Consider the following 14,223-nt stretch of genomic DNA (forward strand, 5'->3'; position numbering starts at 1 on the left):
CCGCTCCCGGACTGGAGGAATGGATGGCGCTCGACGTGCTCAAGGAGCGAGGCACTTCGCTCGACAAGCAGGAGTTCGACTGGCGGGATCTCGTGCGGATCCCTTACTCGAAGCTCGATGACGACGCGTTCACGCGCGTGCGCGTGATCCTGATGAACGGCATCGAGTCCGAAGCGCTGCGCTTCGGTCACGCCGCCGCGAGGATGAACAAGCCGCTGCAGCTCTCGCTCGCGCGCATCCGGCGCGTCGAGCACTTCCAGCAGACGATGGTCAACTGGCTGAACCCGCCGGATCAGAACGCGCTGGAGACGACGATCGGGTTCGAGCAGGTCGCGATCGAGGTGACCGCGAACGTCGCTCGCAACGAGCCCGATCCGTACATGAAGCAGGTCTATCACTTCGGCCTGCTCGAGGACTTCGATCATCTCTATCGATATTCGGCGCTCTACGATCGTCTCCAGGGCAAGGACGCGAATTCGCTGCTCCAGTGCTACACGGACGTGCTGCCCGGACGCCCGACGTCGGTGGAGCACCGCGCGCCCGAGGACGATCTGCGCATGCCGTACGATCGCGAGCGCGCGGACGTGCTCACGAAGATCCACGCGACCACGATCATGGCCGCGGAGCACCAGACGCACGACTATTACATGACGGTCGGACCGACGTTCGCCGACCCGCTCGCGCGCCAGCTCTACGCGGAGATCGCGGCGATCGAGGAGCAGCACGTCACGCAGTACGAGTGTCTGTCCGACCCGTACGAGACGTGGCTGGAGAAGTGGCTCCTCCACGAGCTCACGGAGGTCTGGAACTACTGGTGTTGTTACAACGCCGAGGGGAACCCGCGGGTCAAGGACATCTGGGAGCGATTCCTCTCCTACGAGCTCGGACACCTCCATCACGTCGTGCACCTGTTCGAGCAGACCGAGAAGCGCGACGTGCAGTCGATCATCCCGAAGTCGCTGCCGATGCCGATCACGTTCGAGAGCCAGCGCGACTACGTGCGCCAGGTGCTGGCGAACGAGGTGCATCTGCGCGCGAACGGGACGGAGATCGTCGAGCCGAGCGAGGAGAGCGAGGCGTCGCTCGCCCATCGACAGCGCTTGAACGCGCAGGGATCGCCGTCGGAGATCGTCGCGGCGGGATGGAAGTGGTCGCCCTCGGGCGAGCTCGCGACGAAGCCGGCCGCGACGGACGGAAAGAAGGCGCGAGCCGCGCAGCAGGAGGCACGCCGATGAAGAGCCCGAAGGAGACGATCAAGAGCAAGCTCGTCGAGAAGCACGTCAATCGCACCGGCATCGCGCTCTCTCCGATCCACGCGAAGGAGCTGATCGAGGGCGCGGCGCAGACGCAGCCCTCGATGTCGGGCGACGAGACGGGCATCGCGACGGTGCGCGCGGCGTACATGCGCGACGCGGAGCCGATCGGATCGATCCCGCCGCCCGCGACGGCCAAGGGCGTCGCGAAGACCGCCGCGAAGGCGCTCACGGGCGAGCGCGTGAGCGTGCTACTCGACAAGATGGGCGCGCGCCTCGCGTTCGAGCGCACCGGCACGCGCCTCTACCAGGCGATCATCGGCAAGGTCGAGAGCGGCACGCCGTTCGACGGAGGTCCGTCGCTCGAGCGCCTCACGCAGATCATGCGCGAGGAGCAGCAGCACTTCGAGATGCTGCGTGAGGCCATGGAGGCGATGGGCGGAGACCCGACCGCGGTCACGCCCGCGGCCGACGTCGAGGCCACGCTCTCGATGGGCGTGCCGCAGGTGCTGCACGACGCGCGCACCGACGTGCACCAGTCGCTCGAGGCGATCCTCCTCGCGGAGCTCGCCGACAACGACGGATGGACGATGCTGATCGAGCTCGCGCGCTCGCTCGGCCAGGACGAGCTCGCGGAGAAGTTCGCGGTCGCGCTGGCGCAGGAAGACGAGCACCTGCGCGACGTGCGCGCGTGGGTGAAGGCGTCGACGCTTGCGAGCGCCGGCGGCAAGAAGGCGCGCGCAGGCGCGCCGGCCACGCGCTGATCGTCGATCCGGGCGCGTGCTTCCCGTCCGAGACCACGGGGAGCACGCGCCGCGCGCGCCGAGGTACGATGCGCGGTATGAGCGAGCGCATCCAGTCATACGAAGAGTTCTGGCCCCACTACCTGCGCGAGCATCGCAATCCGAGCTCGCGCCGACTGCACTTCGTCGGGACCACCGGGTGGCTCGCGGCGTGCGCGGCGTCGGCGGTCACCGCACCGCTCACGTTCCCCGCGGCGATGGCGGGCTTCGCCGCGCTCGCGGCGCACGGCACGAAGAAGGGCGAGGGCGAGAAGCCCGCGCTCGGCCACATCGCGGGCATGGTCGCGCTGCCCACGCTCGCGTCGCCGGTCTTCTTCCCCGCGGGCGTCGTGTTCGCGTACGCGTGCGCGTGGGGCGGGCACTTCGGGCTCGAGAAGAACAAGCCCGCGACGTTCCAGTACCCGCTCTGGTCGTTCGTGTCGGACCTCCGGATGTGGAGCCACATGGCGCGCGGTCGGCTCTGGAGCGGCGATCCGCTCGAGGAGCTCGGGCTCGACGGCGGCGCGCGCGTGGAGACGAAGAGCAACGGCGCACAGCCCGTCGTGCCGACGTGACGGAGCGGAGCGCGCGCGGCCCCGCCTGATCGGACGTGGTGGCCGCGCGCGCGCGCCCGCTATCCTCGCGCCGTGTCGGACGACGAGATCTCCGTGAGCGACGCGCTGCGCGCGCACTTGATCGACGGCGCGCGCCGCTCGATGCGCGCGCCCGCGGGCCGGTTCCGTCACCCCTGGCTCGCGCCGATGCCGCGCGTCGAAGCGCGCGAGGACGCGAGCGACGACGATCGCTTCGCGTCGGGCGACTACGCGAACGCGCTGTTCCACCACGACGTGAGCGAGGCCGCGATCGAGCTGGCGCGCGATCCCGAGCTCGCCGAGGCGTGCTTCGGATCGCTGCTCTGCTTCCTCGACAACGCCGCGCCGAACGGTTGCGTGCGCCGCATCGAGATGCCGTTCCGCACGCGCGATCCGGAGCCCGCGAAGCCGTGCATGGCGCAGCTCGCGGTGCGCGCGATCGACGGCATCGAAGACGGGCTGCGACGCGCCGACGCCGCGCGGGTGCTGCCGCGGCTCGTCGCGTTCGCCGCGTACCTCGAGCGCGAGACGACGGGCATGCACGGACTGCTGCTGACGCCTTCGGCGCGCGCGAGCGGGTTCGACTCCGACGTGCTCACCGCGGGGCTACCCGACTCTTCGGTGCAGGGGCCCGACACCAGCACGTTCATGGTGCTCGAGCTGCGTGCGATCGCCGAGCTCGCGCAACGCCTCGGTCAGGACGCGATCGCACGGGTGCACGCCGAGAAGGCCGAGGTGCTCGCGCAACGCATCGAGACGCTGCTCTGGGACGACGTCGAGCGCACGTACGTCGCGCTGCGCTGGAAGCACGGTGCGTCGAGCCGTCGCGAGGAGATCGTCGGGCACCGCGACGAGCGCGGCGTGCACCGACCGCTGCGGAGCTGGATCTCGATGCTGCCACTCTACGCGGGCATCGCCGCGCCCGAGCGCGCCGCCGCGATGCTCGAGTCGCTCCTCGATCCCGCGCAGCACTGGAGCCCGTGGGGACTGCGCACGGTGCCCGCCGACGACGTGTACTTCCACCAGGCGCCGCGCGTGATGGTCTACGACCCGCGCCGCGAGGAGCGTCGCCCCGTGTCGAACTGGTCGGGCCCGATCTGGATCCTGAGCAACTACTACGCATACCGCGCGCTCCAGCGATATGGGCGTCCTGAGCAGGCGCGCGAGCTCGCACGAGCCACGGTCCGGTTGCTCGAGACCGATCTCCGAGACACCGGCGCGCTGCACGAGTGTTACGCCGACACGGGCCGCGGCCTCTGGCCGCGCCGCGGCACGTTCATCTCGTGGAACGTCCTGGCCCTCACGATGGCGCGAGGAGACTCGACCCTCTGATGAGGCAGTAGGAGAGTTTTTGAGGAGAGAGGAAGTAAGGAATGCAGGAGAAAGAAACGAGTACTTCAGAAACGAATCTCCTGCTCTCCTTCCTTCCTGCCTTCCTTGGAAATTCTCTCTCTCTCCCTCTCTCTCCTCAGCGGCTCAGCGCTCCGGCTGGAAGAACACCGCGCCCAGCGGCGGCAGCGTCACGAGGATCGATGCGCGGCGGCCGTGTCCCGGCACCAGCGTCGACTCCACGCCGCCCATGTTGCCCTGGCCGCTTCCGCCGTACTCCGTCGCGTCCGTGTTGACGATCTCTCGCCAACGACCTTCGTAGTCGACGCCGATCCGATAATTGTGTCGCGGCACCGGCGTGAAGTTGAACGCGCAGAGCACGCGATCACTCGGATCGGCGCCCACGCGCTCGAAGCACAGCACGCTCTGATCCACGTCACGCGCGTCGACCCAGTGGAACCCCTCGGGGCTCGCGTCGCGCGCGTGCAGCGCCGGCACCGATCGATACGTGCGATTGAGGTGCGCCAGACAGCGCATGATCCCGGCGTGGCCTTCGTCGTGGAGAAGGTGCCAGTCGAGACTGCCGTCGTGGTTCCACTCACTCCATTGGCCGAGCTCGGCGCCCATGAAGAGCAGCTTCTTCCCGCTCTGCGCGAACATGTACGCGTAGAGCAGGCGCAGGTTCGCCCGCTTCTGCCACGCATCGCCCGGCATCTTCGAGAGCAGCGAGCCCTTTCCGTGCACCACCTCGTCGTGGCTGAGCGGCATCACGAAGCTCTCGTGGAAAGCATAGATGCTGCGGAACGTGAGCTGATCGTGGTGGAACTTGCGATGCACCGGCTCCTTCGAGAAATAGGTGAGCGTGTCGTGCATCCAGCCCATGTCCCACTTGAAGCCGAAGCCCAGGCCTCCGACGTACGTCGGACGGCTCACGGCCGGCCACGCGGTGGACTCCTCGGCGTACGTCTGGATGTCCGGGAAGTCGCGATAGGCCATCTCGTTCATCTCCCGCAGGAGCTGGATGGCCTCGAGGTTCTCGCGCCCGCCCTGCTCGTTCGGGATCCACTCGCCGGCATTGCGCGAGTAGTCGAGATAGAGCATCGACGCGACTCCATCGACGCGCAGTCCGTCGATGTGATAGCGGTCGAGCCAGAATCGCGCGCTCGAGAGCAGGAACGACTTCACCTCTCGCCGGCCGTAATTGAAGATCGCGCTCTTCCAGTCGGGATGGAAGCCCTTCTTGGGATCCGCGTGCTCGTAGAGATGCGTTCCGTCGAAGTACGCGAGCCCGTGCTCGTCGGTCGGGAAGTGCGCGGGCACCCAGTCGACGATCACGCCGATCCCGTTCTGGTGCAGGTGATCGACGAGGTACATGAAGTCCTGCGGCGTGCCGAAGCGGCTCGTCGGCGCGAAGTACCCGGTGACCTGATATCCCCACGAGCCCGCGAACGGGTGCTCCATGATCGGCATGAGCTCGACGTGCGTGAACCCGGTCTCCTTCACGTGCGCCGCGAGGCGCGGCGCGATCTCGCGATAGGAGAGCGAGCGATTGTGGTCCTCGGGAACTCTCGCCCACGAGCCGAGGTGGACTTCGTAGATGCTGATCGGCGACGAGAGCGACTGGCGCGCTCCGCGCGACTGCATCCATTCGTCGTCGCCCCACCCGTAGCCTTCCAGGTTCCAGACGATCGACCCGGTGCGGGGCGGCGTCTCGTGGTGGAACCCGTAGGGATCCGCCTTGTCCACGCGATATCCGTGGAGACGCGAGTGGATCCGATACTTGTAGATCGTGCCCTGCTCGAGCCCGGGCACGAATCGCGTCCAGATTCCCGAGCTGCCCCACGGCTGCAGCGGCGTCGCCTCGCCGTGCCATTCGTTGAAGTCGCCGATCACGCCGACGTGATCCGCGTTCGGCGCCCACACCGAGAAGCGCACGCCGCGCTGGCCGTCCTCTTCGGTGAGGTGCGCGCCCAGTCGTTCGTAGAGCCGCGCGTGCGTGCCCTCGTTGAAGAGATGGACGTCGATCTCGCCGAGACGCGGATCGCGTCGCTCCTTGCGCACCTGGATCATGGCCTCCGCCCCTCTCTAGTTCCGCCGCGTGCTCATCCTGCCTCGGGAGCGTCGATCAGATCGAGGAGCCCTCGCAGCGGGATCTCGACCCACTCCGGCCGGTTGTTCAGCTCGTAGCGCACCTCGTAGATGCACTTCTCGAGCAGATAGAAGTCGAGCATGCGCGAGAGCACCGCGCGGTCGCGCGGCAGGAACGCCGCGTCGCCCGCGCGCTCGAGCCATCCACCGAGCCACGCGGCGCAGACCCAGTCGGTCCACGCGTCGATCCACGGGTGCAGCCGCGACTCGTCCTGCGCACGGACGCGATCGCTGCGCAAGGCGGCAGCGCCGGCGTAGTGGAACGAGCGCAGCATCCCCGCGACGTCGCGCAGCGGGGAGCGCTTGCGACGTCGCTCGACGAGCGCGCGCGCGGGCTCGCCCTCGAAGTCGATGAAGATGAAGTCGCCCGCGGCGTAGAGCACCTGGCCGAGGTGGAGATCGCCGTGGGTGCGCGTGCGCACCGCGTCGATCTTCTCGCGATGGATCTCGGCGAGCCGCGCATCGATCTCACCGCGTCGCGACATCAGCTGATCGGCGAGCGCGACGGTCCGCTCGTCGAGCGCGCTGCGCATCGTCTTCAGCAGGTGCAGCGTCTGCCCGAGCTGGGTGCGCGCCGACTGGTAGAGCGAGCGCTGGTGCAGCAGCGAGAAGGGCTCGGGCGTGAAGTCGGGATCGTCTCCGTCGCTCGCCAGCGCGCGATGGAGCTCCGCCGTGCGCTCGCCGAGCAGGCGCGCGACGCCGAGGTACGGACCGATCGCCTCGATGGCGAGCTCGGGCGCGTGGAGCAGCGTGCGATCGAGCCAACGCCCCGGCGCGCGCGGCACCGGCTCCTTGTCGACGTACTCCCACGCGTGCTCGGTATAACGCTGCAGCGCGTCGAGCGTGAACTCCCACCCGTCGCCCTGGCTCGCGACGAGCTCCTGCATCACCGCGAGCGCGCGCGGCTCGCCGCTCGCCGGCTCGTACGAGAGCGTGCCGAGCATGCGCGGCACGTGGCCGAAGCGGACGCGCTCGGTGAGGAAGCGACCGATCTCCTCCTCGGGGTGGTGCCCCGGCTCGATCGCACGGAAGAGCTTGAGGATCAGCTTGTCTCCGAAGAAGACGTTGCTGTTGCTCTGCTCCGCCGTGCTCACGCGAGGCGGCAGCTCCTCGAGTCGCTTCGCGCGCGCCGCGCGCGCGTGCAGCGACTTGTCGACCAGCGCGGAGAGCGCCTTCGTCGAGCGCGCGCGGATCACTCCGTCGTCGGACTTCAGCGTCCCGCCGCGCTCGAGCAACAGCGAGAGCAGCTCGTTCGCGAAGCCGTCGGTCGTGAGCGCGTCGACGATCGCGTGCTCGCCGTCGGTGGCGCGGACGCGCGCGATCACGGCGTGCGGCGCCTCGCGCGTGACCTGATCGCCGCGCTCGCTCGAGACGATCGCGATCGGCATCACGTACGTCTCGGGCTGCCCCTCCGCGTACGTGACGTGGGCGAGCACGACGTGCGCCTCGGCCGCGGGGATCACGTCGATGATCTCCATGCGCTCGAGGATGCGCGCCTTGCCGCGGAACCAGCGCCGGTTGCGCAGCCACTCGGTGAGCGCGGGCGCGAGGCGCTCGCGTCCGCGCTTCGAGAGCAGCGAGCTCACGTCGCCGCGCACGTTGATGTGGAAGGGCCCGCTCGCGCTGAGTCGCTCGCCGCGCGGGCGCTCGATCTGGAACCAGTAGAACGCGTACGGCCCGAGCGTGAGCAGATACGGCAGCTCACCGATCGGCGGGAAGGGCGTCCGCCCGAAGAGCTCCATCGGCACCGCGCCGGCGTGCGCCGAGAGATCGAGCTGCACGTACTGCGGCGAGCGCGAGAGGTTCGCGACGACGAGGATGCGCTCCTCACCGTCGGTGCGGAAGAACGCGAGGACCTTGCCGTTGTCGGGCTGGAGCAGCTCGAGCTCGCCGCGCGAGAACGCCTGGTGTCGCTTGCGCAGCGCGATCAGTCGCTTCGTCCACCACAGCAGCGAGTCGGAGTTGAGCTGCTGCGCTTCGACGTTGACCGTCTCGTGGTGGTACTCGGGATCGATGATCACCGGCAGGAACAGCTTCTGCGGGTTCGCCTTCGAGAATCCGGCGTTGCGATCCGCGCTCCACTGCATCGGCGTGCGCACCGCGTCGCGATCACCGAGATAGACGTTGTCGCCCATCCCGATCTCGTCGCCGTAATAGAGCACCGGCGTGCCCGGCATCGAGAGCAGGAGCGCCTTCATCAGCTCGATGCGAGCGCGCGTCTTGAGCAGCGGCGCGAGGCGGCGGCGGATCCCGAGGTTCACGCGCATCTGCGGGTCGTGCGCGTAGACGCGATACATGAAGTCGCGATCTTCGTCGGTGACCATCTCGAGCGTGAGCTCGTCGTGGTTCCGCAGGAAGAGCGCCCACTGCGAGGTCTCGGGGATCTTCGGCGTCTGCGCGAGGATGTCGAGGATGGGGAAGCTGTTCTCGAGCTGCAGCGACATGAACATCCGCGGCATCAGCGGAAAGTGGAAGTTCATGTGGCACTCGTCGCCTTTTCCGAAGTACGCGGCGGCGTCCTCCGGCCACTGATTGGCCTCGGCGAGCAGCATGCGATTGGGATATCGCGCGTCGATGTGCGCGCGCATCTCCTTCAGGAACGCGTGCGTCTCGGGCAGGTTCTCGCAGTTGGTGCCCTCGCGCTCGTAGAGGTACGGGATCGCGTCGAGGCGCATCCCGTCGACGCCCATCGCGAGCCAGAAGTCGACGAGCTCCAGCACGGACTTGCGCACTTCCGGATTGTCGAAGTTGAGATCCGGCTGGTGCGAATAGAAACGGTGCCAGTAGTACTGCTGCGCGACCGGATCCCAGGTCCAGTTCGAAGCCTCGTAGTCCTGGAAGATGATGCGCGCGTCGCGGTACTTCTGCGGATCGTCGGTCCACACGTAGAAGTCGCGGTATCGGCTGCCCTTGGGCGCGCGGCGCGCGCGCTGGAACCAGGGGTGCTGATCCGAGGTGTGATTGATGACGAGCTCGTTGATGACGCGGAGGCCACGGGCGTGCGCCTCCTTCATCAGGCGCTTGAAGTCATTCAGTGTGCCGAGGCGCGGATTGACGCTCCGATAATCCGCGATGTCGTAGCCGCCGTCGCGCTGCGGTGACGGATAGAACGGCAGGATCCAGATCGCGGTGACGCCCAGATCCGCGACGTAGTCGAGCTTCTGGATCAGCCCCTCGATGTCGCCGATTCCGTCGCCGTCGGAGTCGTAGAACGCGCGGATCGGGATCTCGTAGATGATCGCGTCCTTGTACCAGAGCGGATCGTCGGTGATCGCGGCACGGTCGTCTTCGGGCTCACCTTCGGGATTGCGCGGTGACATCGCGGGATTTGCCTCTTCGTGTCGAGGAGGGGTTCAGAGGAAGTAGTCGAAGTCGCGCTCGGTGCGCACACGGCGTCGCAGCGCGAACACGTGCGCCGGCATCGCGTGAGGATCGACCTCCACGTAATTCCGGCCGCCGTGCCAGAGATAGCGGCCGCCGCCGAGCAGGTCGTGCGCCTGGAACGTGGTGTGGGGATCGAGCCCGAGCACGTCCAGGTCGAGATCGACCCAACCCGACTGCCGATGGTGGAAATCCAGATTGACCACCACGAGCACCGCGTCCTCACCGTGGCTCTTGCTGAAGCAGAGCAGCATGTCGTTGTCGGTCCGGTGGATCACGACTCCGTCGTTGCGCTGCAGGGCAGGGTGCTCGCGGCGGATGCGGTTGATCAGCGAGATCGCGCGGCGCAGCGAGTCGGGGCGATCACGGTCCCAGCGCTTCAGCTGGTACTTCTCGTTGTCGAGGTACTCGCCCGAGCCCGGGCGCGCGACGTGATCCATGAGCTCGAACGCGGGCCCGTAGATGCCGTAGTGGCTCGACATCGTCGCCGCCATCACGAGCCGCGCGAGGAACGCGGCGCGCCCGCCGTACTGCAGATCCTCGGGGAGGATGTCCGGTGTGTTCGGCCAGAAGCTCGGTCGGAAGTACTCCGCGACATCCGTCTTGGTGAGCTCGCGGAGATAGCTCTCGAGCTCGTGCTTCGTGTTGCGCCAGGTGAAATACGTATATCCCTGCGTGAATCCCGCTTTTGCCAGCGAGTACATCAGCGCGGGGCGCGTGAACGCCTCGGACAGGAACGTGACCTCGGGGTGCGCGCTCTTCAGCGACGCGATGCACCAGCGCCAGAACGGGATCGGCTTGGTGTGCGGGTTGTCGACGCGGAAGATGGTCACTCCGCGCGCGATCCAGAACTCGAACACGTCGCGCAGCGCGCGCCAGAGATTGCGCCAGTCCTCGCACTCGAAGTCGAACGGATAGACGTCCTGATATTTCTTGGGCGGGTTCTCGGCGTACTGGATCGTCCCGTCGGGGCGATGACGGAACCACTCGGGGTGCTCGGTCACCCACGGATGATCGGGAGACGCCTGGAACGCGACGTCGAGCGCGATCTTCAGCCCGTGATCGCGCGCGCTCGCCACGAAACGATCGAAGTCCGCGAGCGTGCCGAGGTCGGGGTGCACGGCCGTGTGCCCGCCCTCCGCGCCGCCGATCGCCCACGGGCTGCCGGGATCGGTCGGGCCCGCGGTGAGCGTGTTGTTCGGGCCCTTGCGGAACGCGATGCCGATCGGGTGGATCGGCGGGAGATAGAGCACGTCGAAGCCCATCTCCGCGACGTAGGGGAGCCACGCCTCGGCCGTGCGGAACGTACCGTGTCGTCCGTCCTCGCCCGTCGATCGCGGAAAGAGCTCGTACCAGGACGCGAAGCGCGCGTGCGGAGGATCGACGAGCACGCCCCAGCTCTCGCTGCGCGTCGCGAGCGCGCGCTCGGGATGGCGCGCACAGAGCTCCGCCGTCGACGCGGAGAGCGCCAGGCGGACGCGCTCGTCGCGCGCCGCGCGCGGGTCCGCGATCGCCTTCGCGGCGCGCTCGAGCAGCTCGCGATCCCCCTCGCCCGATCCGTTGCCGCAGCGCGACGCCGCGCGCTCGATCAGGGCCGCGCCGATCGCGAGATCGACGTCGCTGACCTCGCCCACCTCGGCCTTGCGCTCGAGCCCGTGGCGCCACGTCTCGAGGTCGTCGATCCAGCCCTCCACGGCGAGCTCCCAGCGTCCGATCGCATCGAGCGCGAGCTCCGCCTCGAAGCGATCGTTGCCGCGCGCGCGCATCGGCGTCTCGACCCAGCGCGAGCTGCCGGGGCGCTTGGAGCGCAGCACACCGCGCACGCGATCGTGACCATCCGCGACGAGCACCGCGACGACGCGCAGCACGTCGCCCTCGATCCGTTTGACGTCGAACGATCCTCGATCGACGCGCGGCTCCACGTCGAACACGACGACGCGGTGTCGTCCTTCGTCCGGCATCGGCACGTCGGTCGAGGGCGAGCTCGTCGCCTTCGCCGTGGTCGCGGCTCGCTGCTGCGTCGTCGCCATGAGGTCCTTCCACCGGGCGAGCAGGGCCCGCCGGAGGCCTCGACGACGCCGCGGCAAACGGTGTTTGCGGGTTCGCGGACCGACGGCCGCGAATGTGTGTCGTAGCCCCCTCGGAGGGGACCACAACCCCGGGAGCGCGATCGATGCGCGACGCCACGCGCGAGGCGCTACGCGACGATCTCGGCGCCGAGCTCACGCGCTGCGCGCGCACGACGTCCCCGGCGCGGTGATTGCTGCGCTCGAGCACACCGGAGGAGACCATGAAGGCGACGGACCTGTTGGAGCAGCAGCACCGCGAGGTGGAGAAGATCTTCGATCGCCTCGAGAACGACGAAGGCGATCGCATCGAGAACCTTCGCGAGCTCGCGTCGAAGCTCGCGGCGCACATGCGAATCGAAGAGGAGATCTTCTATCCGAAGGCGCGCGAGGTCATGGAGGACATGGTCTTCGAGAGCCTCGAGGAGCACACGCTCGCGGCGTTCGCGCTGAAGCGGCTGGCCGAGATCGACCCGGGGCACCCGAGCTTCGAGGCGAAGTGCAAGGCGCTCAAGGAGCTCGTGAAGCATCACGTCGAGGAGGAAGAGAGCGAGATGTTCCCGAAGATCGACGGCGAGATCGAGCCCGAGGAGCTCGAGACGATCGGCGAGGAGCTCGAGGCCCGGTTCATGGAGATCGTCGAGTCGGGCTACGGCGCGGAGCTCGTGAAGGGCCAGCCGTCGAAGAAGAACGGCATCGGCCGCATGCCGCACCACGCGACGCGCTGAGCCGCGTCCCCAGCGTCGATCGACGTGCGCGCCGGCGCGATCAGCGCTCGGTGCGCGCGCTCGATCCGCGCACGAGCTCGTCGCGCAGCTGCACGAGCCGCGCGACGTCCTCGCGATCGCTGCGCCGATCGACCTCGGTCATCGCGCGATCGAGCGCGTCGATCGCGCGCGCGCCCCAGTGGCGCCGGAGGAGCGCGGCCGCTTCGTCGCCGGAGCGATGGTGCGCGGCCATGCGCGCGAGGTCGTGCACGGCGTGCGCGTCCCCGCGGGCGAGCGCTTCGTCGATGCGCAGCGCGAGCGCGTAGCGCTCGCACGAGTCGGGTCGATGGCCGGCGAGGAAGTCGGCGTGCGCGAGCAGGAGCCACGCGCGCGGATCGTCGCGGTGCGCGCGCGCGTAGTCGCGCAGCACGTTCTGGTCGCGCGCCGAGAGGCGCCCGCTGCGCTCGAGCCGCTCGCGGATCGCGCCGAGGGGCGCGGTGATCGGCTCGGCCCAGGGATCGGGATCCGGCGCGAAGTACGCGGTCGGCGCGGGGTCGAGCGCCGACTCCTCGGGGGGCGTCGCGGTGGTGGCCACCGGCGGCGCATCGTGCGTCGTCGTCGCGGTCGCGCCGTCGGACGACGAGAACAGCACGAGCGCGATCGTGATCGCCGCTGCGATCGCGCCGAGCCCGAGCAGCGCGACGACCGCGACGAGCAAGGGGCCGCGCGAAGGCTTGATCGTCGACGCGACGACGGCGCTCGTGGTCGACATCGTCGACGAGATCGGCGGGACGATCGCGGAGGCAGGCGCGCTCGACGCCGGTCTGCTCGATGCGGGCGTCGCAGCGCTCTCCGCCGCACGACGCAGCCCGGGCCGCGCCGGCACCGTCCCGTCGGCGGGCACCGCGCTCGCGATCGGCGGGACCGCGTACGACCGCGAGGCCACCGGCGGCGTCACCGTCGCCGCGCCGCCTCCGCTCGCGAGCGTCGGCGCATCGCCCGAGACCGCCTCGCGCATCGGCGCGGGCGCCGGACGCGGCACGCCGTCGCGCACCCGCACCGCGTTCGCGGGCAGCGCGTACAGCGCCTCCATCAGCTCGCGCGCGCTCGAGTACCGCTGCGACGCCGACTTCGCCGTCGCGCGCTGCAGCGTCGCCTCGAGCTCCGGCGCGACCTCGAGATCCGGCCGCACGCTCGCGATCGTCGGAACCGAGACGAGCAGGTGCTGGCGCACCAGCTCCGCGCCTTCGCCCGCGAACGGCCGCTGCCCGGTGAGCAGCTCGAAGAGCACGATCCCGAAGGAGTACACGTCGGCGCGCGCGTCCGCGTTGCCGCCCGTCGCCTGCTCGGGCGCCATGTACGCGGGCGTGCCGAGGACCATGCCCTGGCGCGTCAGCTGTGCGTCGCCGTTGCTCGCGTCTTCGTGCAGGAACTTCGCGAGCCCGAAGTCGAGCACGCGCACGATCTCGTGCCCGTCGTCGATGCGCTGCAGGAACACGTTCGCGGGCTTCAGGTCCCGGTGCGCGATGCCCTGCGCGTGCGCGTGCGCCAGCGCGCGCAGCACGTCGCGGCCGATCGCGAGCGCGCGCTCGGGCGCGATGCCCTCGCGGATCGCGCGATCGAGCGAGCGCCCCTCGAGCAGCTCCATCACGAGGAACGGCGCGCCGTCGTCGACGCCGAAGTCCATCACGTCGACGATGTTCGGGTGCGTGAGCGCCGCGAGCGATCGCGCCTCGCGCTCGAAGCGCGCGCGGAGCCCTTCGCGCGCGACGTGCTCGCGCTGCATGAGCTTCACCGCGACGTGCTTGCCGAGGCGCACGTGGAACGCACGCCATACGACACCGAGCCCGCCCTCGCCGAGCGGTGCATCGAGGCGATAGCGTCCGTCGAGGATGCGCCCGACGTCGGGCGTTCCCGCATCCGAGGCGGCCCGCTGCACGCCCGAGAGCGTACCCGAGGAAGGA

General features: G+C 69.0%; 9 protein-coding genes. 5 read left to right on the forward strand and 4 right to left on the reverse strand.

Features of this window, described 5'->3' with window-relative positions; genetic code table 11:
* Positions 1-23: 23 nt before the first annotated feature.
* From DB32_RS04960 to DB32_RS04975, 4 genes are all read left to right on the forward strand, one after another.
* The gene (locus DB32_RS04960; protein ID WP_053231268.1) at positions 24-1,235 is read left to right on the forward strand and encodes a hypothetical protein; all 1,212 of its coding nucleotides are present in this window, start codon (positions 24-26) and stop codon (positions 1,233-1,235) included.
* A complete protein-coding gene (locus tag DB32_RS04965) occupies positions 1,232-2,017 on the forward strand; it encodes a ferritin-like domain-containing protein (RefSeq protein WP_053231269.1) in 786 nt (261 codons plus the stop codon). The genes DB32_RS04960 and DB32_RS04965 overlap by 4 nt, the downstream gene beginning before the upstream one ends.
* A gap of 77 nt (positions 2,018-2,094) precedes the next feature.
* Positions 2,095-2,610, forward strand: coding sequence for an Mpo1-like protein (locus tag DB32_RS44045; RefSeq protein ID WP_083458466.1), 516 nt, complete (start codon positions 2,095-2,097; stop codon positions 2,608-2,610).
* 72 nt (positions 2,611-2,682) lie between these two features.
* Complete coding sequence (locus DB32_RS04975; RefSeq protein WP_053231271.1) at positions 2,683-3,960, forward strand: MGH1-like glycoside hydrolase domain-containing protein; 1,278 nt, start codon at positions 2,683-2,685, stop codon at positions 3,958-3,960.
* Positions 3,961-4,104: 144 nt separating this feature from the next.
* Here DB32_RS04975 and glgB read toward each other — a convergent pair whose 3' ends face one another.
* The 3 genes from glgB to DB32_RS04990 are packed head-to-tail and all read right to left on the reverse strand — an operon-like array spanning position 4,105 to position 11,516.
* Positions 4,105-6,027: a 1,4-alpha-glucan branching protein GlgB gene (gene glgB / locus DB32_RS04980; protein WP_053231272.1), complete on the reverse strand. Its 1,923-nt coding sequence runs from the start codon at positions 6,025-6,027 to the stop codon at positions 4,105-4,107.
* Positions 6,028-6,059: 32 nt separating this feature from the next.
* Positions 6,060-9,425, reverse strand: a complete 3,366-nt coding sequence (treS, locus tag DB32_RS04985; protein ID WP_053231273.1) for a maltose alpha-D-glucosyltransferase — start codon at positions 9,423-9,425, stop codon at positions 6,060-6,062.
* A 33-nt stretch (positions 9,426-9,458) separates the two neighbouring features.
* The gene (locus tag DB32_RS04990; RefSeq protein WP_205627025.1) at positions 9,459-11,516 is read right to left on the reverse strand and encodes an alpha-1,4-glucan--maltose-1-phosphate maltosyltransferase; all 2,058 of its coding nucleotides are present in this window, start codon (positions 11,514-11,516) and stop codon (positions 9,459-9,461) included.
* Positions 11,517-11,776: 260 nt separating this feature from the next.
* On the opposite strand from DB32_RS04990, the gene DB32_RS04995 reads away from it, so the two are divergent.
* Positions 11,777-12,280: a hemerythrin domain-containing protein gene (locus DB32_RS04995; protein WP_053231274.1), complete on the forward strand. Its 504-nt coding sequence runs from the start codon at positions 11,777-11,779 to the stop codon at positions 12,278-12,280.
* 40 nt (positions 12,281-12,320) lie between these two features.
* On the opposite strand, the gene DB32_RS05000 is transcribed toward DB32_RS04995, so the two are convergent.
* Complete coding sequence (locus DB32_RS05000; protein ID WP_053231275.1) at positions 12,321-14,198, reverse strand: serine/threonine-protein kinase; 1,878 nt, start codon at positions 14,196-14,198, stop codon at positions 12,321-12,323.
* Positions 14,199-14,223 lie beyond the last annotated feature (25 nt).

It is taken from the genome of Sandaracinus amylolyticus, assembly GCF_000737325.1.
Classification (GTDB): Bacteria; Myxococcota_A; Polyangia; order Polyangiales; family Sandaracinaceae; genus Sandaracinus; species Sandaracinus amylolyticus.